Here is a 26344-nt window from a genome sequence, read left to right on the forward strand (position 1 = left end):
TATTAGCCAATTTAATTGCTACATTTGTACTATTCTACAAACAGAAAAAAAATCCTCTTAAAATTCAGAGTTTTCCTAAATTTTAAGAGGGTTTAATATTATGTTGGTTTATTTAGCATAATCAATAGCCCTTGTTTCTCTGATTACATTTACTTTAATTTGGCCCGGGTATTCTAATTCATTTTCAATTCTTTTAACTAGATTTCTTGCTAATTCAATAGCTCCTGCATCATCAATTATTTCTGGTTTGATCATAATTCGAACTTCTCTTCCAGCTTGAATAGCAAAGGACTTTTCTACGCCTTCATAGGAATTTGCAATTTCTTCTAATTTTTCTAGCCTTTTAATATATGCTTCCAGTGTTTCTCTTCTTGCACCTGGTCTTGCAGCTGATATAGCATCTGCTGCTTGAACTAGTATTGCTTCAAGAGATTGCAGTTCAACGTCACCATGATGCGCTGCAATAGCATTTACTACTATAGCTGATTCATGATGTTTCTTTGCTATCTCTGCACCAATAAGCGCATGCGGTCCTTCAACTTCATGGTCTACAGCTTTACCTATATCATGAAGTAGTCCACACCTTTTAGCGAGTGTTGGATCAATTCCAAGTTCAGAGGCCATAAGTCCAGCTAAATATGAAACTTCTATAGAATGCTTTAATACATTTTGTCCATAACTAGTTCTGTATTTAAGCCTTCCAAGTAACCTAATAATTTCTGCATGAAGACCATGTACTCCTGTTTCAAAAGTAGCTTGTTCTCCTTCTTCCCTTATATCGCTTTCAACCTCTTTTTTAGCTTTTTCTACCATTTCTTCAATTCTAGCAGGATGAATTCTTCCATCCACTATTAGCTTCTCAAGTGCTATTCTAGCAACTTCACGTCGTATAGGATCAAATGCTGAAAGAATTACTGCTTCAGGTGTATCATCTATTATTAAATCAACGCCTGTAAGTGTTTCTAGAGTTCGAATATTTCTACCCTCTCTACCTATTATTCTCCCTTTCATTTCATCATTCGGAAGAGAAACCACATGAACTGTCGTTTCTGCAACGTGATCAGCTGCACATCTTTGAATAGCATAAGTAATAATTTCTCGTGCTTTTTTATCGGCTTCTTCTTTTGCCTTAGTTTCAATTTCTTTAATCATAATTGCAGCATCATGTTTAATTTCTTTTTTAATTTCATCTAACAATACTTGTTTTGCTTCCTCAGATGTTAATCCTGATAGTCTTTCTAATTCTTCCCTTTGTTTAGTGTGTAAATCTTGAACACTTTCTTCTAACATCTCAATTTCCTGTTGCTTTTTAGTAAGATTTTCTTCTTTTCTCTCTAGCACATCACTTTTTTTATCTAAAGATTCTTCTCTTTGGATATTTCTTCTTTCCAACCTTTGAACTTCATTACGTCTTTCTCTTGATTCTTTTTCTAAATCAGTTCTAAGTCTGTGAACCTCTTCTTTGGCCTCTAAAATAGCTTCTTTCTTTTTTGATTCAGCATTTTTTTCACTTTCGTCAAGAATTCTTTTAGCTTCTTTTTCTGCCTTAGAAATATTTGCTTGAGATCTATTTTTTCTACTATAAATTACAACAAAAATACCTACGAAAACAACAACCAAAATAGCACAAACTATTAAAATCATTGCAATAGTTTTATCATCCATTGATTATCAACACCTCCTTTGCTTATTTTCCAGTCTATTTAAGAGTAAACATGAAAGCTAGAGAAGATGTAATATTTATTCAATTGGTAGCAATTTGAATATGCTAAACCAGTATTTGTATTTATTTTATATTACTTTTCAATTAATGTCAAGATTTTAACATTGAAATAAGTTATTTTACTTTTTTTTTAATCATAATTATCTAAACCATAATATTGTACACCTTAAAAAGCATAGACTACGCACCATAATAATAATAATAATAATAATAATAATATTCCACAGTTATATTTAAAATATACCAATTTAATTAAAATAGTAAATATAATTTAATAATGGAACAAATAGTTAATCGTAATTAAAGAAAAAAGCAAGTAAAAACTTGCTTTTATGCTTCTTTTTTATTTACTTCTTTTTCACTAACTTCTTTTGTTTCTTTTGCTTGTTTTGCTTCTTTTTTATCAATTATTGGAGCTTTTGATAAGGGTAGATTATATTTTTCCCTGATTTTATTTTCTATTTCGAACATTACCAGAGCATTATCTTTAAAGTATTGTTTTGCATTTTCTCTTCCCTGTCCAAGACGAATATCTCCATAGGCAAACCATGCTCCGCTCTTTTGTACAATTTCTTCTTTAACTCCTATATCTAAAACATCTCCCTCGCGAGATATGCCTTCACCGTACATAATATCAAATTCAGCTTGTTTAAATGGAGGGGCAACTTTATTTTTAACTATTTTTATTCTTGTTCTATTACCCATAAATTGATCACCTTGTTTAATTGTATCTATTCTTCTGATATCTATTCTAACAGAAGCATAGAACTTTAATGCTCTACCGCCAGGAGTTACTTCTGGATTTCCAAACATTACTCCAACTTTTTCTCTTAATTGGTTTATAAACACAAGAACACATTTTGATTTATTTATAGATCCAGCAAGTTTTCTTAGTGCTTGAGACATGAGTCTTGCTTGCAGTCCTATATGAGAGTCTCCCATTTCCCCTTCAATTTCGGCTTTAGGCACCAATGCGGCTACTGAATCCACAACAATAACATCTATAGCCCCTGAACGAACTAAGGCCTCTGTAATCTCTAAAGCCTGCTCACCGGTATCTGGTTGAGAAACTATTAAATCATCTATATTAATTCCTAGTGATTTAGCGTATATAGGATCTAGTGCATGTTCTACGTCAATAAATGCAGCTGTGCCTCCTTCTTTTTGCGCTTCTGCAACTATATGTAGTGCAACTGTAGTTTTACCTGAAGATTCTGGCCCGAAAATTTCAATCATTCTTCCTCTAGGCACGCCACCTATACCAAGCCCTATGTCTAGTCCTAAACAGCCAGTAGATATAGCATCTAAATTTAAAGTACTATGGTCTCCAAGTTTCATTATTGAACCTTTACCGAATTGTTTCTCTATTTGACCCATAGCTGCTTCTAGTGCTTTTAATTTTTCATTATTCATACATTTCCCCTCAGGGTTCACCATCCTTTTAATTGCGAACGTTTGTTCTAAATTAAGTATACACCATTTGTTTTGCATGGTCAATATGCAAAATAGAAGTTCCCACTTTTTACTCCTCTTGGAATGTTTTTGGAATATTATCGCTGGAACCCTTTTATTTGTATTATTAACAAACTATAATAAATTAATCACTTATCAATTCTAATTGAATCTTTATTTTTAACAAAATAGTCAACGCCTGATATTATTGTAATAATCACTGCAGCAGCCATAAATATATCTGTTAACACATTTAAAATTGGATGTACATAAGACAAATTTAATAATGCTGCAATTATAGCAACTATTTGAATAACAGTTTTTATTTTACCCCACCAGCTAGCTGCAATTACTTTTCCTTCTGAGGCAGCTATTGTTCTAAGTCCTGAAACCGCAAATTCTCTAGCAATTATAATCATAGCTACCCAGCTAGATACAATCTGAAGTTCCACCAATGAAACAAGAGCGGCTGTCACTAAAAGTTTATCCGCTAGTGGATCCATAAATTTTCCAAAATTAGTTATTTGGTTTCTACTTCTAGCTATATAGCCATCTAATTTATCTGTAAGAGAAGCTACTATGAAAATAATAGTAGCCACTTCTCTCCCATAAGGTATGTCTTTAACTGCCATAAATATTAAAAATATAGGTACTAGAAAAATTCTAAGCATTGTAAGTTTATTCGCCAGATTCATAGCACACAACTCCTATTAAATCGTATTCTAAAGCTTTTGTAACCTTCACCAAAGCAAATTCGCCCTTATTATAAACCACATCAGATTCAAAGAAAATAGTTCCATCAACTTCTGGTGCCATTTCATAACTCCTACCAAAATATGTTTTATTATTAACTCCTTCTACTAGAACCTTATATGTTTTTCCTATTTTTTTGCTATTTAGTCCTTTTGATATACTTTGTTGCATTAACATCAATTCTTCTTCACGTTTTACTTTTACATCTTCAGAAATTTGATTCTTCATTTCTGCAGCTAAAGTACCATCTTCCATTGAGTACTTAAATACCCCTAATTTATCAAATTTAATTTCTCTAATAAATTCTTTTAGCTGATCAAAATCCTCCTGCGTTTCACCTGGGAATCCAACAATAAGTGAAGTTCTAAGATTTACGAAAGGGATGCTTTTTCTCATCTTATTTATATTTTCTGTTATAACATTCTTTCTTCCTTTTCTTCTCATGGATTTAAGAATATCATCACTTATATGTTGGATAGGTATATCTACATATTTGCATACTTTATCGTTTATTGCTATTTCATTTATAATTTCATCCGTCATTTCTTCTGCATAACAGTAAAGTACTCTAATCCATTCAATTCCACTTATTTTAGAAATTTCCCTTATCAACTTGTGCAAGGTTTTTTCACCATATAAATCAATTCCATATCTAGTTGTATCTTGAGCAACTAAAATAATTTCTTTGCAACCATGCTGGCTTAATTCCTTAGACTCTTGTACTATGTTTTCCATCTTTCTACTTCTATACCTACCTCTAATATTTGGTATTGCGCAATATGCACAAGCATTATCACAGCCCTCTGATATTCTAACATAAGCAGTATAGGTTCCTGTAGTTAATACTCTCTGACCTTCATTAATATTTTCATCACTATAACTAGTATGTTGCACTTTAATATTTTTAGAAAGCACCTCTTCTATACTACTTAATAACTTATTATAATCATTGACACCAAGCATTATATCAAGTTCTGGCATAAGCTCTATAAGTTCCGCTCCATAACGCTGCGTAAGGCACCCCGTTGCAATCAAAACCGTACAATTGTATTTGTCTTTGTATTTTGACATTTCTAAAATAGTGTCTATTGATTCTTGTTTTGAAGATTCTATAAATCCACAAGTATTCACTAAAATTATATTTGCAAGTTTAGGATCGTTTGTCATATCAAACTTTTCGCTTAAACTACTTATTATAATCTCACTATCAATCCTATTTTTATCACAACCTAAATTTATAACTCCAACTTTTAATTTTTCCACCGGTCATCCTCCTTGTTTGTCTATCTTTTTATATAACATTTGTTAACTCTTATCTTCCTTGTTTGGTTTTATAAGTAAATAATAGTTATTAACCATTATCCTACTACATTTGCATACATAAATTATTGTAAATGTGATTTACAAATTAAACAAGGGTATTTGCAATTTTTCTTACATAAATTTATATTATTAATCTTTTAATTCACTTTGGGTTAATAATATTTCTCTAGGTTTACTTCCATTTCTACCTGAAATAATTCCACGTTCCTCCATTTGCTCTATAATTCTCGCTGCTCTATTATACCCTATTTTTAGCTTTCGTTGCAATAAGGAAGTGGAAGCTTGATCATTTTCAACTACTATTTTAATTGCTTCATTTAATAATTCATCAATATCATCAACCTCATCTTTATTGTGAGAGTTACCTTCTATTTCGTCTATTATTTCTTTTTCATAGCTTAATTCTGTTTTCTGACTTTTTATAAAATCTACCACTCGTTCAACTTCTTCTTCTGATACAAATGCACCTTGAATTCTAACTGGCTTAGCCTCTCCTACGGGATAAAAAAGCATATCACCTTTACCTAATAATTTCTCAGCACCAGCAGAATCTAAAATTGTTCTTGAATCTATTTGACTTGAAACTGCAAAGGATATCCTTGATGGTATATTGGCCTTTATCACCCCTGTAATAACATCAACTGATGGTCTTTGCGTGGCAATTACTAAATGCATGCCTGCCGCCCTTGCCATTTGTGCCAGCCTTCCAATGTATTCTTCTACATCATTGGCACAAACCGTCATGAGGTCTGCTAACTCATCAATTATAATTACTATCCAAGGCAATTTATTTTCCGCAACACCTTTATTAACTAATTCATTGTATCCTTCAATATTACGCACATTATTTTCAGCGAAAAGTTTGTACCTTCTTGTCATTTCATTTACAGCCCAATTTAAAGCACCTGCAGATTTTTTGGGATCTGTTACAACTGGTATTAATAGATGAGGTATTCCATTATAAATATTTAATTCAACCACCTTGGGGTCAATTAATAAGAGCTTAACCTCCTCTGGGGAATATTTATAAAGCAAACTAATTATTAATGAATTTATACAAACACTCTTTCCAGACCCTGTAGCTCCTGCTACCAACAAATGAGGCATTTTCGTTAAATCTGAAACAACACAATTACCTCCTATATCTTTGCCTAGACTAAATGATAAATTTTTATTTGCAGCTGAAAATTCATTAGATTCTATTACCTCTCGAAGGTATACTGCGCTTAACTCTTTGTTTGGCACTTCAATGCCTACGGCTGCCTTACCAGGTATTGGTGCTTCAATTCTTACACCAGATGAAGCTAAATTCAATGCAATATCATCTGCAAGATTTACAATTTTGCTGACCTTAACACCAGCATTCGGTTGAAGTTCAAATCTTGTCACTGAAGGTCCTTTTGTGACTTGAATAACTTTTGCTTCAACTCCGAAGCTACTTAATGTCTCTTGCAGTTTACTCGCACTACTAAGCAATTCTTTTTTGTCGTTCTTATTCATTTTGGAAGTAGTATTTTCATTTAATAAATCTACAGTTGGAAAATCATATTTATTGTTTGACTTTGCATGTGTACTATTTAATTGAATTTCTTGTTCTAATTCTTGTTTAATAGAATTATCTATGTGATTCCCTTTAGAGGCACGTGCATCGCCCTGTTTAATACTATTAACAGTTTCTTCTTTATCTACGATTTCCACTTCTGAGGCAACTTCATTTGACCTTAAGAAATCAAATATTTTAATTTTATTGTTAATGCCTTTTATAAAATCATTTTTATCTTCATTTGGAACTATCTGTTCTTCTTGCTTATCACTATTCTCTATATATAACTCCTTATTATCATTATTCTTGTTCTTACTCTTTTTAATCATAAATTTATCCTTTAGATTAAAACAGATGTCATGCCAAGATATTTTTAATATTAGAGTCAAACATATAACATAAATACCAATAAAAATTATAAAACTTCCCACAGCACCAAATAATGTATGAAGTGGTACATCAATTGAATAACTAATAATTCCACCATGCAGCACATGCTCTGAATTGTACATTTTATTTATTCCCTGCCAAAACTCTCCTTTAGTATAATATTTACTAAAGGATAGCATTTGTATAAATAGCAATGTATTTATTATAAAAAGTATTATTCCATAAAACTTCTTACTGAAGTTTATCTTACCTTTCTTAACAATGTAGCATATACCAATAAATATTATTAAAAAAGGCGAAAGGTATGCGCCCACCCCAAGTATTGCAAAAAGTAAATGGTTAATAAAATTACCTATGGTTCCTGATATTGAATCAGAACTTGAAAACATAGTAGAGAAGATACTAAATAAAATTAATATTCCTACTGTTATTAAAATAATTCCAAAAATTTCACTATCAAAGTTTACATTACTGACGACTTTAGATTTAGTTTTTTTTCTAGCCAAAGTATCACCTCCATTCTTAATATTTCTACAAATTTTAGAAATCTCCTTTAACTTTATATAGCTTTATAGATGAATTTTAAACTATATCCATAAAAAATACAATTAATTCTATCAGTTATGATAAAAAAACCAATAAAATAGATATAAATAGGCCCTTAGAACCTATTTATATCTATTTTTAAGCTTTGTCTATCATTTCATTTAATTTTGATAAGGCTTCACTAATTCCACCAACCTCATCTATCAATCCATTATCAACCGCTTGTTTTCCGATAAGTATAGTACCCATATCATTTAAAAGTTCATCAGTTTGATGCATTAATCTATTTACGGTTTCCTTATCAATTTTGGAAGTCCTAATAATAAACTCAGTTATTCGTTCTTGCATTTTATTAAAGTATTCAAAAGTTTGAGATACCCCTATTATCAAACCATTCATTCTTATAGGATGAATTATCATAGTTGCAGAGGGGGAAATAAATGAATACGCAGCAGCTGTTGCAAGCGGGATACCTATTGAATGGCCTCCTCCAACTACTAGTGATACAGTTGGTTTGCTAACACTTCTAATCATCTCAGCTATTGCAAGACCTGCTTCCACGTCTCCTCCTACAGTATTTAGAACTATAAGAATACCCTTTACTTTTTCATCTCTTTCCATAGCAATTAACTCTGGAATAACATGTTCATACTTAGTAGTTTTAGTCTGGGGCGATAACATCATGTGTCCTTCTATTTGACCAATAATAGACAAAATTTGAATTTTATCATTTTGAGTCGGAAGATTAGTTACTCCCAGTTCTTTGATATTTTCAACCTGTTGATTTGAATTTTCCACAATAATTTCTTTTTTCTTAGCTTCTTTATTTTTTTCAACTTTTGGCATTTGCATTCCTCCTAATCCATCTTTATTTTGTGCATTAAGAGAAACTATATACATTTATTATCCTAATTTAAATTCCCTATGCAAGGCATTTATTGCTGCCTCAACATATCCCGTCTCTACAAGACACCAAATAGTCATATGAGAATCTGCTGTTTGAAGAACTTCAATCTTTTCTCTAGTTAATGCCTTAAGTATTCTAGCCATAACACCCGGAATACCTCTCATTTTTGAACCTATAATTGAAATTTTGCTACACTCCTTAACAAAAGAGCAGGACATATTAATCTCTTTAATTAAATTTTGAAATTTAATAAAGTCTTTTTCATCAATAGTAAATATTTTCTCTTTAGGAAAAACGTTTATAAGATCTATGCTTATAAGATTTTCAGCTAAGATATCAAAGAGATCATCGTAAATAACATTTAAATTTTTGCATATTTTTATTTGAACTCTATTATTCATATGTGTAATGCCAGTAATTATATTATCATAACTTTCGCTTCCCAAATTACTAATTACCGTTCCATCACAATCGTTCATAGTGTTCTTTATTACTAATGGTATATTATATTTTCTAGATATTTCCACGGCCCTAGGGTGTATGACCTTGGCTCCTTGATCTGCAAATTGAAAAATTTCATCATAACTTATTTTCTTTATTAAAGTTGCTTCAGAAACTATTCGTGGATCTGCTGTCATAATACCATCTACATCGGTGTATATTTGCGTCTCTACTGCATTAAGCGCTGCGCCTAGTATTGCAGCAGTAACATCACTTCCGCCTCTACCGATAGTTGTAATATAATTATTTTCATCCTTACCTTGAAATCCTGCTACTACAGGAATTTTTCCCTTTTGCAGTATACTAAGTATTTGTTTTGTGTCCACATTAAGTATTGCTGCATTGTTATAATTGCAATCTGTAATTATACCTGCTTGTCCCCCGGTTAAGGGCACTGTATCAATACCATTATTATTTAATTCATTGCACATTATTACAGTACTTATAGTTTCACCACAGCTCATTAGCAAATCTATTGCTAATGGATTTACAGCTTTAAAATTATCATCTACAAGGGATAGTAGCGTATCTGTAGCATAAGGCGCCCCTTTTCTCCCCATGGCAGATACTACTACCACAGGAAAATAACCTTCTGCCTTTGCGTTTATTACTTTACACGCTACAAGCTTTCTTTTTTCATCCGTTGAAACAGATGTGCCTCCAAACTTTTGCACTATTATCTTCATCTATGTCCTCCATAATTAAATATGAGATTTTTTTAAAAATTCATTATCAACATCAATTATTATAGTTCTCGAGCCTATCTTTTTAACATATTCCCAAGGTATTTCAATGATATCGTTACTTTTAAAAAAACTAAATTTAGCACTGCCCTCATTAATAATTAAAAATTTAAGAAGACCATTCTCATCGATAACTACATCATTACTACCTAAATTGTTATATTTATCACCATCATTAATATTGATAATTTCATATCTTTCCATTTCGCTGTACAGCTTTATATTATCTTCCATATAAACATCCTCCTTAACATTTCTCTCAAGGTGCATGAAAATAAATAACAAGTACTTTCATTTATTTTCATGCCCCTAAAATAGTATGGAATATTTTCTGGAGTTATGCCTAATTTCTATATAATTATAAATAAATTTACTTATCCATAGAAATAATATTACCTTTAAAAAGTTTCTTAACCATTTCTCTTTCTTTTCCTACATATGCAGAATTTATTATACCTTTTTTAAAAGTCTTTTCCATTACTGAGTTCACCCTTGTCATATCTATCTCGTTTATTTTTCTAAGTACGTCTTTTGGAGTATTAATCCTATTCAAAAACATGACAGACTTGCCATTGCTAAACATTCTACTGCTGGTGCTTTCAAGCCCTAAAATATAACTACCCTTTAACTGCTCTTTAGCCTTTAGTAATCTTTCATTATCAATTCCTGATTTTGCAAATTTGCTAACCTCTTCTTTTATTGCACCAATAGCAACTTCCGCATACAGTGGATTAAGTCCAGCATAAATACTTACAATACCAGTATTTTTAAAGGCTGATATATAAGAATAGATTGAATAACACAGGCCTAACTCTTCACGAACCTTTTGAAATAACCTAGATGAGGCTCCTCCTCCTAATATATTACTTAGAAGTATTAGTGTATAAGTGTCCTCATTCCCAATCTCCACTCCAGGTATTCCCAGGCTTATGTGGAGTTGCTCAATATCTTTTTTTCTAAAATAATGGTGATTTAATAGCTGCGGACTACTATATTTAGTAATAGTTTTATTTTTAGTACTCCATTTTCCGAAATACACTTCTAAAAGCTTTTCTATATTTTTCATGTCAAATTTACCAGAAATTGATATAACTGAGTTTTCTGGTATATAATATGAGTCAATATAATCTAGCATCATTTTTCTACTAAAAGATTTTACAGTATCCATAGTTCCTAAAATAGGTAAGGATATAGAATCCTTGTGCCATATTGCTTTTGTGTGTAAATCCATTAATACATCTTCTGGTGAATCTTCGCTCATATTTATCTCTTCGAAAATTACCCCTTTTTCCTTTTCAATTTCCTCTTCTGAAAAATTACTATTGAAAAGCATATCTGACAAAATGTCCAAGGATAATTCTAAATGTGTATCTAAGGCTTTTATATAATAACAGGTGGCTTCTTTTCCTGTAAATGCATTTATTTGTCCGCCCACGTCTTCAATAGCTTCAGCAATTTGTTTTGCAGTTCTACTCGGCGTTCCTTTAAAAAGCATATGCTCAATGAAATGTGATATTCCACTGCTCACTTCATTTTCATTTCTTGAACCATTTTCTATCCATAAGCCTACACTTACAGAATTTACATATTCAATATTTTCAACTACAACTCTTAATCCATTATTCAACTTAAACAAATTATACATATGCGCCTCTCCTTAATGAGAATTTATATTTACTATGTGCATATTAAGGCAATATTATTAAAAAAAATAAAAAGGCATCTAAGCCCTTCTATTATTCAGCATCTTTTTTTTCATTTTCACTATCTTTAATAGCGTCTCTTCTTGAAAGATTTACTCTTCCTTGATTATCTATTTCCATTACTTTTACTAATATTTCATCACCAACAGAAACAATATCTTCAACTTTATTTACTCTAGCAAAATCAAGTTTAGAAATATGCACTAATCCTTCTTTATTAGGAAGTATTTCAACAAATGCTCCAAAAGCAGCAATTTTTGTTACTTTTCCTAAATATATTTCGCCTACCTTAACAGATTTAGTTAGATCTTCAATAATTTTTACTGCCCTATTTGCACAAACACTATCACTAGACATAATTACAACTTTTCCATCATCATAAGTGTCTATTTTAACACCAGTTTCTGCTATGATTTTCTTTATCATTTTTCCACCAGGTCCAATTATGTCTCTAATCTTATCAGGTGCTATGTTTAGTGTGTAAATTCTAGGAGCATATATCGATATTTCACTTCTCGCCTCTGAAATACACTCATTCATTTTCTCTAATATATGAAGTCTAGCCTTTTTAGCATCCATAATTGCAGTTCTAATGCAATTATTAGATAAGCCATGAAGCTTTGTATCAACTTGTATAGCTGTGATACCTTGCACAGTTCCAGCTACTTTAAAGTCCATATCACCAAAGAAATCTTCTATACCTTGAATATCCGTTAATACTTTTTCTTTAGTTAAATCAGCATTTGTAATTAGTCCCATTGCGATACCCGCTGCAGGTCTCTTAAGTGGAACTCCTGCATCTAATAGTGCTAAAATACTTGCACTAACACTTGCTTGAGATGTTGAACCATTAGAACTTAGTACTTCTGATACAACACGAATAGCATATGGAAAATCTTCTACAGATGGTAAAAGTGGTTCTACTGCTTTTTCGGCTAAAGCACCATGACCAATTTCTCGTCTTCCAGGTCCACGCATTGGTTTAACTTCTCCTACGCTATAAGCTGGAAAATTATAATGATGCATGTATCTTTTAGAATCTTCATTTCCTATTCCATCTAAATTCTGTGCTTCTCCCAGTGCTCCAAGAGTTGCAACTCCCATTACTTGAGTTAATCCTCTTGTAAATAGGCCAGTTCCATGAGTTCTAGGAAGTATCCCTACTTCGCAGCTTATTGGTCTAACTTGATCAAAAGCTCTTCCATCAGGTCTTCTATCTTCATTTAGCATCATATTTCTAACTATTTCCTTTTGAATGCCATATGCAACTTCACCTATGTCTGATTTTTTATCAGCATATTTTTCATTAAATTCAAGACTTATTTTTTGCTTTATTTCATCTACTTTTGTGTTTCTCTCATCTTTATCCATTATGTACATTGCTGTCTTAAACATATCAAATGAGAATTCTCTAACTTCGCTTTGAAGAGTTTCATCTATTTTACTTATTACAGGTGTTATTTTTTCTTTTCCAAATTTAGCCACAGCTTCTTCTTGGAAAGCTACAATTTTTTTACATGCTTCAAAAGCGAAATCAATTGCATCTATCATAACATCTTCTGGTATTTCATTTCCACTTGCTTCTATCATTGTTACATTGTCTTTTGTTGCGCAAACTGTAAGATTCATAGAACTAGCGCTTCTCTCTTCTACAGTTGGACTCAATATAAATTTATCGTCAACAAGGCCCACTGAAACAGTTGCAACAGCATCTGTAAAAGGTATACTTGATATGCATAATGCCATTGATGCTGCGTTCATAGCAAGTATCTCAGGTGAATTATCTTGTTCAACTGATAATACAGTACATACGATTTGCACATCATTTTTATAGCCTTTCGGGAATAGTGGTCTTAGAGGCCTGTCAATACCCCTTGCTGTTAAAATTGCTCTTTCTGATGGTCTTGCTTCTCTCTTTATGAATCCACCAGGAATTTTACCAACGGCATAAAGTCTTTCTTCATATTCTACACTTAGTGGAAAGAAATCAATACCTTCCTTTGGTTTTTCTGATGCATTTGCATTAACCATAACTACTGTTTCGCCATAGCTCATGAATATTGAACAGTTTGACAGCATTCCAACCCTACCATATTCAACTTTAAGAGTCCTACCTGCAACAGTAGTTTCTATAACATGAATCATATATTTGCCTCCCTTCAATTTACACTAATATTATTTTCTAATATAAATGTTTTATTAATCAAATTTATATTTATTTACTAATAATTAAAATAATAGAGCGGCTAAGCCGCTCTTAATTACTTTCTTAGTCCAAGTTCTGCAAGAATTGCACGATATCTTTCAATATCTTGGTTCTTTAAGTAACCTAACATACCTTTTCTTTGTCCAACCATCATTAATAGACCTCTTCTTGAATGGTGATCTTTTTTATGAATTTTTAAGTGTTCAGTTAACTCTAAAATTCTTTCAGTAAGTAGTGCGATTTGTACTTCTGGAGAACCAGTATCTCCTTCATGTCTCGCATGTTTTACCATTATTTCTTGTTTTTTAGCCTTTTGCATTTTACAACACCTCCGAAAATAATCCCCATATTCCAAGTACACCGTTGGCGATTCGGTGAACTTAGCATAAGGTTCAAATCAATTATAACAAACTAAGATTAGATTGTAAATTAATTTTTACATTTAAATTTACATTTCTCTATTAATTTTGATTAAAAGCATATTCTTTATCTTTAATAAGTTGTTGTCTTAGTTCCTCAATGGTATCAAATTTCACTTCATCTCTTATTCTGTTTATAAAGTAAATTTTAACTTTTTCACCATAGATTTGTTTATTAAAGTTTAAAATATACGTTTCAACTGATAGTTTACCACCTTCTACAGTAGGATTATACCCTATATTGGTTATAGCTTTATACATATTATTATCATACTCAGCTAGTGTATAATATACCCCTCCCTTAGGAAGAATATATTGTTTTTTGTAATTTAAATTTACAGTTGGAAATCCAATAGTTCTACCAAGTTGTTTTCCTTTAATTACTTCGCCAGCAATAGTGTGTGGTCTTCCTAAAAGTTCATTAGCTTTAATTATGTCTCCCTCAGCAATAAGGTGTCGAATGCTAGAACTACTTACTACTTCATTATTAACACTAATAGCCTCACAAACATATAGCTTATATCCTAGAATACTACTGTATTTTTGAAGCATTTCTACATCGCCTAAATTTTTATATCCAAATCTATAATTAAAACCAACAACTATTCCCTTTGCATTATAGAATTTCACCATGTTTTTTATGAACTCTTCTGGAGTTATCTTCATAAATTCCTTATCAAAATGAACCAAATTAACTATATCAATGCCAGTATTCTCTAATAATTCTATTTTAGTGTCATTATCCATTATGAGCTTTGGACAAATTTCCTTGTTGATAACAGACAATGGGTGATTTTTAAAAGTACAAATCATACTTTTAGCATTATTCTCTTTTGATAATTCCACTGCTTTATTTATAAGATGCATATGCCCTAAATGAAGTCCATCAAAACTCCCCAGTGCAATGTATGTTGGATATTTAAATTTTGTTTTAAAATCATCTTTTATAATTTCCATTTTTAATATACTCCTATATAAATGATTTTATTAGCCTAACACCCTCATTACTTTTATCTGCAATCCCAATAAAATCATTTTCATTATTATAGATACTATATACACTTTCGCATTCAAACATGCAAGCTAATGCCTTATCCTTTACTACAACTCCATTTAATAAAAACTTAACAAATCTATCTTCAATGGTAATTTTAGTGTTATTTTGAAAAATACTTTCTATTGGCATAATATGTCCATTTATATTTTCTTCATTTAAATCCACAATATTTATAGCATCCTCAATATGAAATTGCCCTGTAGCAGTTCTTTGTAGGTTCCACATCATACCACCACATTTTAATAATTCTCCAATATCATAACATAGACTCCTGATATATGTACCCTTAGAGCATTTAACCCTAAACTTTACATAAGGCAATTCAATTGCACTAATCTCTATGTCATAAATTGTTATAGCTCTAGCTTCTCTCTCTATTTCTATCCCAGCCCTTGCCAGTTCATAAAGTTTTTTTCCATTAACCTTGAGTGCTGAGTACATAGGAGGAACTTGTTTTATTTCTCCTATAAATGAATTAATTACTTGTGTAATTTCCTCAGTGCTTGCATTAACTTCTCTTTCACTTAATATCTTACCTTCTCTATCATAAGTATCAGTGATAACCCCTAGCTTTAGTTCAGCTTCATAAATTTTAAAGTCTCCCATTATATAGTCAATAGCCTTTGTTGCTTTCCCTATACAAACAGGTAAAACCCCGCTAGCTTCAGGATCTAGAGTGCCAGCGTGGCCTACTTTTTTTACATGACTGATTTTTTTTATTATGCGAACTACATCAAAGGAGGTCATTCCTGTAGGTTTAAATACATTTAATATACCATTCATTTTATCAACTCTTTTTCTAGAATTTCCATCAATTTTGCTTTAGTATCATGAAAATTGCCTTCTGTGAAAAAACCTGCAGCTCTAATATGTCCGCCACCGTTAAACTCTTCTGCAATTTTACTAACATCTACTAGTGATTTAGATCTTAAACTCACTTTAACCCCATTTTCAGCATCTTTTATAAGAATAGTAACTTCAACGGTATCTATGGAAGCCCCAAAAGTAATAACATCTGATGTGTCTTCTGAAACGGTCTCATAATTTTCAAGCATGTCTTTAGATATATACATGATACACACTTTAGAATTGTGCTCCACAGTCATGTTGTTAATAACTTCTCCATAGAATTTTATTTTTTCAAATTTTTTATTTTCAAAAATCATTCTATGTATGTTGCTAAAATCTATACCTGTCTTAATAAGTTCCCCTGCTATATTATGAGTTACTGCTGTAGTACTCGAATGTCTAAATGATCCCGTATCTGTAAGTAGTGAAGTGTACAAGCAAGTACTTATTTCACTGTCTATTTCTACATGAAGAAGTCTAAGCACTTCATACACAATTTCTCCAACTGCAGAAGCGCTTGTATCAACAAAATTAAAATCTCCATATAAATCATTAGATAAATGGTGATCCATATTAATTAATTCAAACTTCTTATTTTGCATAAATAAATTTGCATTAATTCTTTTGAAATCACCACAATCTAGTACTATGACACACTCCGTATCTACTAATGGTTCAGTTGTTTCACCATTAATTTCATTTGAGCATGGCAAAAATAGAAAAGCTTGTGGTATAACTTCTTTCGAGATTATATAGACTTCCTTTTTAAATTTTCTAAGTCCAATAAGTAAAGCCAGTGCACTACCTAATGAATCACCATCTGGTGAAGTATGAAAAGTTATAGCAATTTTTTTAAATAGCTTTATTCTATCAACAATATCATTAATTTTCATCGCTATCGTCGTCGCTATTATCTTCTTCATTTATGGTTTCTTCATTATCTTTTTCATCAAGTTTTTCTTTTGCCTTTATTTTGTTGAAAATACCCTCTAAGTGTATTGCTTTTTCTATAGTTTCATCTACCTCAATGATAACTTGAGGAACATGTCTTAACTTAACATGAGCCCCTATTTCTTTTCTCATAAGGCCAGTTGAACTTTTAAGCGCCTCAATTGTTTCTTTTTTAGAGTTTTCACTACCAAATATACTAACGTAAACCTTTGTATATGTTAGGTCTTTTGTTGTCTCTACTTTTGTTACACTTACCATAGCACTTTTTCTTGGATCCTTTATTTTGTTTTGAATTGTATTGCTTACTTCTTTTTTGATTTCTTCATTTATTCTACCATTTCTATAATTAACCATACAACCCACTACTCCTTATATTAAACTAATTTTGGTTTTACTTCTTCCATTATGAATGCTTCGATAATGTCGCCTTCTTTAAGGTCATTGAATTTTTCTACACTTAATCCACACTCATATCCTGCAGCAACCTCTTTTGCATCATCTTTAAATCTCTTCAATGACGCCAGCGTTGATTCAGTTATTACTATTCCATTTCTAAGCACACGTACACTACTATTTCTTGTAACCTTACCTGTTAATACATAAGACCCCGCTATTGTTCCTACACTTGAAACTTTATATATTTGTCTTATTTCAACTCTACCTAAAACAACTTCTTTAAATACAGGATCTAGCATGCCGACCATTGCAGCTTTTATATCATCAAGCGCATCGTAAATTATTCTATAAGTTTTAATTTCTACCTTCTCTTTTTCACCAACTATCACAGCATTATTATCTGGTCTTACATTAAACCCTATAATTATTGCATTTGAAGCCGCTGCAAGTGTAACATCTGTTTCTGTAATAGCTCCAACTCCAGAATGTATAACTCTTACTTTAACATTATCAGTAGATAGTTTTTCAAGAGATTGGCGTACAGCTTCTACAGATCCTTGAACGTCAGCTTTTACAATAACGCCAAGCTCTTTAACAGATCCCTCTTGTATTTGACTATATAGATTTTCCATTGAAACTCTATTACTAGATTGAAAATGTTCTTCTCTTGATTTTGCTTTTCTAGTTTCAGCCATATTTCTTGCAGTTTTCTCATCTTTAACTACATTAAATCTGTCTCCAGCTGCTGGCACTTCAGATAATCCGAGTATTTCTACTGGTATAGAAGGCCCTGCAGTTTTTATTTTGTTACCCTTATCATCAAACATTGCTCTTATTCTTCCATAAGTTGAACCAACTATTATAGAGTCCCCAGTATTTAGCGTACCATTCTGTACGAGAAGAGTAGCAAGTGGTCCTCTACCTTTATCAAGTTTTGCCTCAATTACAGTTCCTTTTGCACTTCTGTCTGGGTTTGCTTTTAGTTCTAACATTTCTGCTGTAATAAGTACCATTTCAAGAAGTGTATCTATACCCTCTTTAGTATGAGCTGAAACTGGAACGCAAATTGTGTCTCCACCCCAATCTTCAGATACAAGACCATATTCTGTTAATTCTTGCTTAACTTTATCAATATTAGCTCCTGGTCTATCTATCTTGTTTATAGCTACTATCATTGGTACCTTAGCAGCCTTACAGTGATTTATAGCTTCTGCCGTTTGTGGCATAATACCATCATCTGCAGCTACAACAAGTATAACTATATCTGTTATTTGGGCACCTCTAGCTCTCATTGCAGTGAAAGCTTCATGTCCTGGTGTATCTAAAAATGTGATTTTTTCTCCATTAATATTAACTGTGTAGGCACCAATGTGCTGCGTGATTCCGCCCGCCTCTGTTTCAGTTACCTTAGCTTTTCTAATACAATCAAGTAGTGATGTCTTACCATGATCAACGTGGCCCATAACTGTTACAACAGCTGGTTTTTTAGCTGTTGCTAAATCAGCTTCAATAACTTCCACTTCTTCAACGTCAGCAAGTTTGCCTTCTTCTGCGTCTTTGAGTACTGCAAGTGCACCATATTTTTCAATTACTTTTTCTGCTGTAGCAAAATCAATTTCTTGGTTCATTCCAGCCATAACGCCTATGAAAATAAGTTGTTTTATTACTTCAACATAAGGTCTCTTTAGCGTGTCAGCTAAGTCTTTAACTGTAATTGACGCTTCAATTACTACAACCTCATCATCTATTGCTTCAACACCATTGTTACCATTTCCAAGCTCATCTCTACCTTTTCTACCTCTTTTTCTAATAACAACTTTGTTAGCATCTTCATTAGCTATATTTTCATAATGCTCTACTGTTTCATTTTTTTCATCTTTAAGTCCTGAATTTTCGTCACTATACAGTTCCTTTATTAACTCAGCATCCTCTTCCTCAATCACACTCATATGATTTTTCGCTTTTATACTAAACTCCTCGAATAGTACATTAATTAATTCTTTGCTTGACACCTCTAACTCTTTTGCTAATTCATATATTCTGACTTTTGCCAAATCATTCACCCCCGAAATTTAATTTAATCATTTTCTTCATTTTCTTCATTTTTTTCATTGTTTTTAATTTCTTCATTGTTTTTATTTTCTTCGTATTCATTCCATAAACTTAGTAGCTTATCGCTCATTTTTTTATCACTTACACACAAAACATTAATTTCTGCTCTGCCTAAACACTTACCTAAAACCTCATTGGATACACCTTCTATAAAGGGTATATTATTTTTAACACTAAATCTTTTAAATTTATCTTTAGTATTTGTGGAACTTTCCTCAGACAGTATTATAAGAGTTCCTCTTCTATGTGACAGCGCATCTTCACATTGATTGTAACCTTCAATAAGTTTACCTGCCTTTTTAGTTAAACCTAAAAATTGAAAAAATTTATTATTCATGATTTATCTCGCCTTCAGGATTTATTTCGTCCTTAAGCCTGCCATAAATTTCTTCACTTATTTTTCCGCCTAAGTTTCGCTCTAATCTTTTTGTCTTAAAGGATTTTTCAAAGCATTCTATATTTTTACAAATATATGCACCTCTACCTGGCTTTTTCCCGGATAAATCTATAGAAATTTCTCCTTCTTTGCTTCGAACTATACGTAATAACTCTTTTTTACATTTCATTTCCATACAACCTGTACACATGCGCTGAGGTATTTTTTTAACTTTCATAAAGCTATCACCTACTCCTCAGTAATGGTTTGGATTACTTTATTTTCAATAGTTTCCACTGTTTCCACTGTTTCCATCATATATTGGGCTTGAGTTCTACTTTTAATGTCAATTTTCCAGCCTGTGAGTCTTGCTGCCAACCTAACATTTTGGCCTTCTTTTCCAATAGCTAGTGATAATTGATTATCTTCCACAATGACCTTTGCAGATTTAGAAGCTTCTTCAACTACTACATTCAATACCTTTGCAGGGCTTAAGGCATTTGAAATATACTCTTCAGATTTCTTGCTCCATTTTATAATATCAATTTTTTCATTTCTTAATTCATTAACTATATTTTGAACTCTAATACCCTTTGGTCCAACACAAGCTCCCATAGCATCAACATTTTCATCATTTGAATATACTGCGATTTTAGTTCTTGAACCTGCTTCTCTTGATATGCTTTTTATTTCAACAACTCCACCAAAAACTTCTGGCACCTCGAGTTCAAATAAACGTTTTACAAGACCTGGATGAGTTCTTGATACTCCTACTTGAGCACCTTTAGTAGTATTTTTAACTTCAACAATATATAGTTTTAGTTTTTCGTTAAAATTATATTCCTCACCTGGCATTTGCTCATTAGCTCCAAGAACAGCTTCAATCTTACCCAAATCTATAAATACATTGCCTCTATCTTTTCTTATAACACTTCCTGTAATAATGTCAAATTCCTTGGTAATAAATTCATTGTAGATAATATTTCTTTCTGCTTCTTTAATTCTCTGAATAACTACTTGCTTTGCAGATTGTGCAGCTATTCTTCCAAATTTTCTTGGAGTAACTTCAATATCAACAATGTCATCAATTTGATATCTAGGACTATATTCTTTAGCTTCTTCGAGTGATATTTCATTAACTTCTTCAACCACTTCTTCTACAACTACTTTTTGGCCATAGACATGTATTTCACCTGTTTCTCTATTCATTGATACTTTTACATTTTGGCTATTGCTGGATAGAGTAGCATAATTTTTCTTATATGCCGCAACTAATGCATCTTCAATAGTTTGAAATAGTAAATCTTCACTGATTCCCTTTTGATCTACAATTTCTCTCAATGCTTCAATAAATTCCTGATTCATTTTAACATCCTCCTTACAGCACTGGTTTCAAATTCACAATGGAAATCTTTTCTTTAGGAATAGATATATTATTCCCCTCATATTGAATTTCTATTTGCATATCAGAAAATCCTAATAAATTGCCCTCATATTTTTTCTTGCCCTCATATAGACTATTTAAATTAACCAATACATTCTGGCCAATGTATTTTTCCAGATGATTATCATTATATAGTGTTCTCTCTATTCCTGGAGAGGAGACTTCTAAACAGTAACTATCAGTTATTGGGTCTTCTACATCTAATATTTCACTTGTGGCTCTGCTGACTTTTTCGCAATCTTCTAAAGATATTCCATTTTCACTATCTATATAAATTCTCAGAAAATTTTCTCCTGCTTCTTTTATGAACTCTATATGATATAATTCAACATTATTTTTTTCTGCTATTGGCTCAGTTATTTTTCTGAGCTTTTGTATCAAGGTATCATTTTTCATTTTAGCACCCTCCTTTTATTTATATTTTCTACATTTATTAACATAATTAATCATAATATTATAATTAAAACGCAACCATGAGTTGCGTTTCAATAAATAGAGAGTAGGCGGGCCTACTCTCTTACAATAAAATTATCAGCGATAACCAATATATATTATTCTATCATATAAAATTTGCTATTTCAAGAGCTAATTATATTTCGCTAAAAAAACGACAACTGATTTGTCTCAGGTAGCCCCTTTAAGCATCCATGATTCGCTAATGCTTCAACTACTGTTTTGGAAATTTTGCAACGTGTTCTCAAATCTTCTTTTGAAATGAACTCACCTTGATCTCTTAAGGCAACTATGCTTTTAGCAGCATTTTCACCTACACCCTCAAGTCCGTTTAGTGGTGGTCTTATTGCATCCTCTTCAATTTTAAATTTAACCGCATCAGATTTGTAAAGATCCACATTTAATAGTTTAATTCCTCTTTTAAACATTTCATAAGATAACTCAAGGGTTGTTAGAAGTCCTTTTTCTTTCGTTCCTATATCATTACCCAGAGCCGTTAGTTCACCCATTTTAAGTTTTATAGCACTCTCACCTTTAGAAATCAAATCAGCATCAAAGTCATCTGCTCTTATTGTAAAGTAAGTCGCATAGTATTCCTTAGGATAATATACCTTATGGTAGGCTATTCTTACCGCCATCATTACATAGGCTACTGCATGACCTTTAGGAAACATATACTTTATTTTTTTACAGGATTCTATATACCAATCAGGCACATCGTGTTCTCTCATTATCTTCTCGTCATCTTCCTTTAGGCCCTTACCTTTTCTTACACTTTCCATTATAGTAAAAGCAGTTTTAGGCGGAAGTTCCTTTTGCATTAGATATACCATTATATCATCTCTTGTAGAAATACAATCTTTTAATGTGGTAAATCCTTCTTTAATATAATATTGTGCATTATTAATCCATACATCCGTACCATGAGATAAACCTGAGATTCTAACAAGGTCTGCAAATGATTTGGGCTGAGTATCGAGTAGCATCTGTCTAACGAATTTTGTGCCAAACTCCGGAAGACCATAACTTCCTACTTCACAACCCAGTTCTTTAATGGTGAGACCCAATGCTTTGGGTGACGTAAATAAACTTATAACCTTAGGATCTGATAATGGTATAGTTTTTGGGTCAAGGCCAGTTAAGTCTTGAAGCATCCTAAGTACTGTAGGGTCATCATGACCAAGTATATCAAGTTTGAGTAGCCTACCACTTATGGAATGGTAATCAAAATGTGTTGTAATAATATCTGATGTTGGATCGTCAGCCGGGTGTTGTACTGGACAAAAGTTATATATCTCATTGTCGCTTGGTACAACCATAATTCCACCTGGATGTTGACCTGAGGTCCTCTTAACACCAGTGCATCCCATGACTAGCCGTTCTATTTCGGCTTGAGGCACCATAGCGTCTTTTTCACCCAAATATTTTTTTACATATCCATAAGCCGTCTTGTCGGCAATTGTTCCAATGGTTCCAGCCTTAAAAGTATGCCCTTTTCCAAATAGCACCTCTGTATACCTATGGATATCTGCTTGATTATCTCCTGAAAAATTCAAATCTATATCTGGCTCTTTATCTCCTTCAAAGCCTAAAAATGTTTCAAAGGGTATATCATGCCCATCTTTCATATACTGTGCGCCGCAACTCGGACACACTTTTTCAGGCAAATCAGCACCTGAACCAATAGATCCATCTAAAAAGAATTCACTCTTTTTACAACTCGGACATACATAATGAGGTGGAAGACCGTTTACTTCTGTTATATTAGACATATTGGCTACAAAGGAAGATCCAACTGAGCCCCTCGAGCCTACTAAATAACCGTCAGCAAGGGACTTGGCTACTAATTTCTCAGCTATTAGATAGAGTACAGCATATCCATTATTTATAATAGAGTTTAATTCCTTGTCCAATCTTTTTTGGACTACTTCTGGTAAGTTATCCCCATATATTGAATGGACCTTATCCAAGGTCATCTTGCGAATTTCCTCTTCTGCACCTGGTATTTTAGGTGGAAAAGTTCCATCTGGTATTGGTTTTATAACTTCTATAAGTTCAGCAATTTTGTTTGGACTTACAATTACCACTTCCCTGCATTTTTTCTCTCCTAAATATGCAAATTCCTTTAACATCTCATTAGTTGTTTTAAAATATAGAGGTGGTTGGTCATCTGCATCTGAAAAACCTTTACCAGCCATCAAAATTCTTCTAAACACTTCATCAGAGGCGTCTAAAAAGTGCACATCTCCAGTGGCAACTACCGGTAAATTATTTTTTTCTCCTAAGGCACATATTTTTTTATTAATATCCATTAATTCATTTTCATCTTTTACCATGCCATTTTTAATCAAGAATTTATTATTTAGGAGAGGTTGTATTTCTAAATAGTCATAAAACTTTACAATACTTGTAATTTCCTCTTCCGATTTTCCTTGAAGTACTTCTTTGTATACTTGCCCAGCTTCACAGGCGGACCCAACTATAAGACCCTCCCTGTACTTTTCAATTAATGTTTTAGGAAGTCTAGGTCTTCTATGAAAATATTCTAAATTTGAAATTGAAATAAGTTTATAAAGATTTTTAAGACCTATTAGATTTTTCACCAAAATAATCACATGATAAGTATTTGCCTTTTTTATATCGAAATCGCCTAAATATTTCTTATTTAATGTATCTAAATCTAAGATATCTTTTTCTTTTAACAAACCAAAGCAATGTAACAGTATATCTGCGGTAGCTTTTGCATCGTCTACAGCTCTATGATGATTTTCTAGTGAAATACCTAGATGCTTAGCCACTGTGCTGAGCTTAAAGCGTTTAAGATTTGGGAGTAAAAACTTTGCTAGTGGAATTGTATCCATAATTGCATTTTCAAACACGAGCCCTAACCTCTGTGAATTTTTTATAATAAAAGCTGTATCAAAAGCAGCATTATGAGCTACCACAACGCTACCGTGCACAAAGTCTAAAAACCTAGGAAGTATTTCATCAATAGGGTCTGCATCTTCCACCATTTCGTTTGTTATTCCAGTAAGTTCTGTAATCTTATAAGGTATGTCTATTCCCGGATTTACAAATTCATTAAATCGGTCTACTATTTTCCCATTTTCAATTTTAACTGCCCCAATTTCAGTAATTCTATCATTTTCACTGGATAGCCCAGTGGTTTCTATATCAAAGACTACAAAACAATCATCTAAATTTTCATTTTTATTATTAATAACAATAGGAATTCCATCATCTACCAGGTAACCCTCTACCCCATATATAATCTTAATATTATTCTTTTTAGCAGCATCCATTGCTTCAGGAAAAGCTTGCACTACACCATGATCAGTTATTGCTACTGCGCTGTGTCCCCATTTAGCTGCTCTTTCAATAAGTTTAGAAGTCGGAGTCATGCCATCCATAGCACTCATTTGGGTGTGCATATGAAGTTCAACTCTTTTCTCCTGAGCATTATCCATTCTTTCTATTTTCTTTAGTTTGACTATATCTCTTGCCATTACAACAACTTCTTTTGCATAGGTATCGTAACTTGCTTCTCCTCGCACCTTACAATAAAGTCCTACTTTAATTTCTTCCATAATCTTTTCTACATCTTTAGGCTTTGGAAAACATTTTACTGTAATGGAACTTGAGTAATCCGTAATAAAAAACGTTATAATTATTCTACCAGTTTTTGTCTCTATTATATTTACTTTAAAAATATCACCACAAGCACATACTATACCTGATGTTTCATTTATATCTTTTATTTCTATACTTTCTCCGTTTATATTTCTTCCCATTATGGTGTTTTCATCTGGCATCTCATCTTTTTTATAACCTGGTCTACTATACTTATTTGATTTATTACCATTTCCATAATCTTTATTTTGACTATTTCCCTGGCTATTACCCTGAGGCTTATCTTTCTTTTCTACGGTTATGTTTTTAATAATTTCATTTATTACAGTTTGATTTTCTTTTTCCTTTTCCCCAAAATCCGCTTCCTTAGAAAGTTCACTATTATGTTCTAACTTAACAAGTGAATTAACTCCGAACATATCATTTATGGTGTTTTTTAAAAGAAGTTCTATATTTTTATCTCTTAGAATTTTGCACATAAAGTCATTACCACACTGAATTTTCAGTACGCCATGCTCAATTGTCCTAGAAGATTTTAATAAACTATCCTTGCTTGATGGTTGCGTGGTAGCTATTACATTGACAACATCTAACCAAAACTTATCTTTTACATCTTCTATCGTGGCATTTGATACATCTTGGTAACAAATTAACTGTATATCTTCAAAACTACTTAACCGTTTTGAAATAATATTTTTGATTAGTAGTGTTTTATAATCATCTATATTCTCAAAAGATTTGATTATCACCCTTAATTTGTTGCTTTTTTTAAGGTATTGAACTCGGAGTATCTTAATATCATCTACTAATGTTTGTTCGTTTGAATCAAAATCGTTTTTTAACATTTCAGCTAGACCTACATTCATT

Annotated in this window: 20 protein-coding genes and 1 pseudogene; all 21 read right to left on the reverse strand. The window is 32.1% G+C overall.

Going from position 1 to position 26344, the window contains the following annotated elements; all coding sequences use genetic code 11:
• Positions 1–108: 108 nt before the first annotated feature.
• A complete protein-coding gene (rny, locus tag KPL50_RS00760) occupies positions 109–1644 on the reverse strand; it encodes a ribonuclease Y (protein WP_216296879.1) in 1536 nt (511 codons plus the stop codon).
• A gap of 409 nt (positions 1645–2053) precedes the next feature.
• Positions 2054–3136 (reverse strand): recombinase RecA, encoded by a 1083-nt coding sequence (gene recA, locus KPL50_RS00765; protein WP_216296529.1) that lies wholly within the window; start codon positions 3134–3136, stop codon positions 2054–2056.
• Between the two features lie 188 nt (positions 3137–3324).
• Entirely contained in the window at positions 3325–3870 is a 546-nt protein-coding gene (gene pgsA / locus KPL50_RS00770; RefSeq protein ID WP_216296530.1) for a CDP-diacylglycerol--glycerol-3-phosphate 3-phosphatidyltransferase, read from the reverse strand.
• Positions 3854–5191 carry a 30S ribosomal protein S12 methylthiotransferase RimO gene (gene rimO / locus KPL50_RS00775; RefSeq protein ID WP_216296531.1) on the reverse strand — a complete coding sequence of 446 codons (1338 nt, stop codon included), beginning with the start codon at positions 5189–5191 and terminating at the stop codon, positions 3854–3856. The genes pgsA and rimO overlap by 17 nt, the downstream gene beginning before the upstream one ends.
• Positions 5192–5380: 189 nt before the next feature.
• On the reverse strand, positions 5381–7690 hold the full coding sequence (locus KPL50_RS00780) for a DNA translocase FtsK (RefSeq protein ID WP_216296532.1): 2310 nt from the start codon (positions 7688–7690) through the stop codon (positions 5381–5383).
• 178 nt (positions 7691–7868) lie between these two features.
• Positions 7869–8582, reverse strand: coding sequence for a ClpP family protease (locus tag KPL50_RS00785; protein ID WP_375372898.1), 714 nt, complete (start codon positions 8580–8582; stop codon positions 7869–7871).
• 51 nt (positions 8583–8633) lie between these two features.
• Entirely contained in the window at positions 8634–9824 is a 1191-nt protein-coding gene (gene dapG / locus KPL50_RS00790) for an aspartate kinase (protein WP_216296534.1), read from the reverse strand.
• A gap of 15 nt (positions 9825–9839) precedes the next feature.
• Positions 9840–10115 (reverse strand): YlmC/YmxH family sporulation protein, encoded by a 276-nt coding sequence (locus KPL50_RS00795; RefSeq protein ID WP_216296535.1) that lies wholly within the window; start codon positions 10113–10115, stop codon positions 9840–9842.
• 136 nt (positions 10116–10251) lie between these two features.
• Positions 10252–11526 (reverse strand): pitrilysin family protein, encoded by a 1275-nt coding sequence (locus tag KPL50_RS00800; protein WP_216296536.1) that lies wholly within the window; start codon positions 11524–11526, stop codon positions 10252–10254.
• A 91-nt stretch (positions 11527–11617) separates the two neighbouring features.
• Positions 11618–13729 (reverse strand): polyribonucleotide nucleotidyltransferase, encoded by a 2112-nt coding sequence (locus KPL50_RS00805; protein WP_216296537.1) that lies wholly within the window; start codon positions 13727–13729, stop codon positions 11618–11620.
• Between the two features lie 116 nt (positions 13730–13845).
• Positions 13846–14109 carry a 30S ribosomal protein S15 gene (rpsO, locus tag KPL50_RS00810; protein ID WP_216296538.1) on the reverse strand — a complete coding sequence of 88 codons (264 nt, stop codon included), beginning with the start codon at positions 14107–14109 and terminating at the stop codon, positions 13846–13848.
• Between the two features lie 142 nt (positions 14110–14251).
• On the reverse strand, positions 14252–15166 hold the full coding sequence (locus KPL50_RS00815; RefSeq protein ID WP_216296539.1) for a bifunctional riboflavin kinase/FAD synthetase: 915 nt from the start codon (positions 15164–15166) through the stop codon (positions 14252–14254).
• 13 nt (positions 15167–15179) lie between these two features.
• The gene (gene truB / locus KPL50_RS00820; RefSeq protein WP_216296540.1) at positions 15180–16049 is read right to left on the reverse strand and encodes a tRNA pseudouridine(55) synthase TruB; all 870 of its coding nucleotides are present in this window, start codon (positions 16047–16049) and stop codon (positions 15180–15182) included.
• Entirely contained in the window at positions 16046–17008 is a 963-nt protein-coding gene (locus tag KPL50_RS00825) for a bifunctional oligoribonuclease/PAP phosphatase NrnA (RefSeq protein WP_216296880.1), read from the reverse strand. The genes truB and KPL50_RS00825 overlap by 4 nt, the downstream gene beginning before the upstream one ends.
• A gap of 55 nt (positions 17009–17063) precedes the next feature.
• Positions 17064–17420, reverse strand: a pseudogene (gene rbfA / locus KPL50_RS00830) (30S ribosome-binding factor RbfA); the annotation flags it as partial.
• Positions 17421–17440: 20 nt separating this feature from the next.
• The gene (gene infB, locus KPL50_RS00835) at positions 17441–19516 is read right to left on the reverse strand and encodes a translation initiation factor IF-2 (protein ID WP_216296542.1); all 2076 of its coding nucleotides are present in this window, start codon (positions 19514–19516) and stop codon (positions 17441–17443) included.
• A gap of 23 nt (positions 19517–19539) precedes the next feature.
• Positions 19540–19911 (reverse strand): ribosomal L7Ae/L30e/S12e/Gadd45 family protein, encoded by a 372-nt coding sequence (locus tag KPL50_RS00840; protein WP_216296543.1) that lies wholly within the window; start codon positions 19909–19911, stop codon positions 19540–19542.
• On the reverse strand, positions 19904–20188 hold the full coding sequence (gene rnpM, locus KPL50_RS00845) for an RNase P modulator RnpM (RefSeq protein ID WP_216296544.1): 285 nt from the start codon (positions 20186–20188) through the stop codon (positions 19904–19906). The genes KPL50_RS00840 and rnpM overlap by 8 nt, the downstream gene beginning before the upstream one ends.
• Before the next feature lie 11 nt (positions 20189–20199).
• Positions 20200–21315, reverse strand: a complete 1116-nt coding sequence (gene nusA, locus KPL50_RS00850) for a transcription termination factor NusA (RefSeq protein ID WP_216296545.1) — start codon at positions 21313–21315, stop codon at positions 20200–20202.
• Positions 21316–21328: 13 nt separating this feature from the next.
• Positions 21329–21790 carry a ribosome maturation factor RimP gene (gene rimP / locus KPL50_RS00855; protein ID WP_216296546.1) on the reverse strand — a complete coding sequence of 154 codons (462 nt, stop codon included), beginning with the start codon at positions 21788–21790 and terminating at the stop codon, positions 21329–21331.
• 203 nt (positions 21791–21993) lie between these two features.
• Complete coding sequence (locus KPL50_RS00860) at positions 21994–26343, reverse strand: PolC-type DNA polymerase III (RefSeq protein ID WP_216296547.1); 4350 nt, start codon at positions 26341–26343, stop codon at positions 21994–21996.
• Position 26344 lies beyond the last annotated feature (1 nt).

This window comes from Clostridium sp. CF012 (genome assembly GCF_018861755.1).
In the GTDB taxonomy this organism is placed as follows: Bacteria; Bacillota; Clostridia; order Clostridiales; family Clostridiaceae; genus Clostridium_AD.

Excerpts from the sequence above, each read along its gene's own strand:
- rny (WP_216296879.1), bottom strand. The coding sequence starts at position 1,644 with ATGATTTTAATAGTTTGTGCTATTTTGGTTGTTGTTTTCGTAGGTATT.
- recA (WP_216296529.1), bottom strand. The coding sequence starts at position 3,136 with ATGAATAATGAAAAATTAAAAGCACTAGAAGCAGCTATGGGTCAAATA.
- pgsA (WP_216296530.1), bottom strand. The coding sequence starts at position 3,870 with ATGAATCTGGCGAATAAACTTACAATGCTTAGAATTTTTCTAGTACCT.
- KPL50_RS00785 (WP_375372898.1), bottom strand. The coding sequence starts at position 8,582 with ATGCAAATGCCAAAAGTTGAAAAAAATAAAGAAGCTAAGAAAAAAGAA.
- dapG (WP_216296534.1), bottom strand. The coding sequence starts at position 9,824 with ATGAAGATAATAGTGCAAAAGTTTGGAGGCACATCTGTTTCAACGGAT.
- KPL50_RS00795 (WP_216296535.1), bottom strand. The coding sequence starts at position 10,115 with ATGGAAGATAATATAAAGCTGTACAGCGAAATGGAAAGATATGAAATT.
- KPL50_RS00800 (WP_216296536.1), bottom strand. The coding sequence starts at position 11,526 with ATGTATAATTTGTTTAAGTTGAATAATGGATTAAGAGTTGTAGTTGAA.
- KPL50_RS00805 (WP_216296537.1), bottom strand. The coding sequence starts at position 13,729 with ATGATTCATGTTATAGAAACTACTGTTGCAGGTAGGACTCTTAAAGTT.
- rpsO (WP_216296538.1), bottom strand. The coding sequence starts at position 14,109 with ATGCAAAAGGCTAAAAAACAAGAAATAATGGTAAAACATGCGAGACAT.
- KPL50_RS00815 (WP_216296539.1), bottom strand. The coding sequence starts at position 15,166 with ATGGAAATTATAAAAGATGATTTTAAAACAAAATTTAAATATCCAACA.
- truB (WP_216296540.1), bottom strand. The coding sequence starts at position 16,049 with ATGAATGGTATATTAAATGTATTTAAACCTACAGGAATGACCTCCTTT.
- KPL50_RS00825 (WP_216296880.1), bottom strand. The coding sequence starts at position 17,008 with ATGAAAATTAATGATATTGTTGATAGAATAAAGCTATTTAAAAAAATT.
- KPL50_RS00840 (WP_216296543.1), bottom strand. The coding sequence starts at position 19,911 with ATGAATAATAAATTTTTTCAATTTTTAGGTTTAACTAAAAAGGCAGGT.
- rnpM (WP_216296544.1), bottom strand. The coding sequence starts at position 20,188 with ATGAAAGTTAAAAAAATACCTCAGCGCATGTGTACAGGTTGTATGGAA.
- nusA (WP_216296545.1), bottom strand. The coding sequence starts at position 21,315 with ATGAATCAGGAATTTATTGAAGCATTGAGAGAAATTGTAGATCAAAAG.
- rimP (WP_216296546.1), bottom strand. The coding sequence starts at position 21,790 with ATGAAAAATGATACCTTGATACAAAAGCTCAGAAAAATAACTGAGCCA.
- KPL50_RS00860 (WP_216296547.1), bottom strand. The coding sequence starts at position 26,343 with ATGAATGTAGGTCTAGCTGAAATGTTAAAAAACGATTTTGATTCAAAC.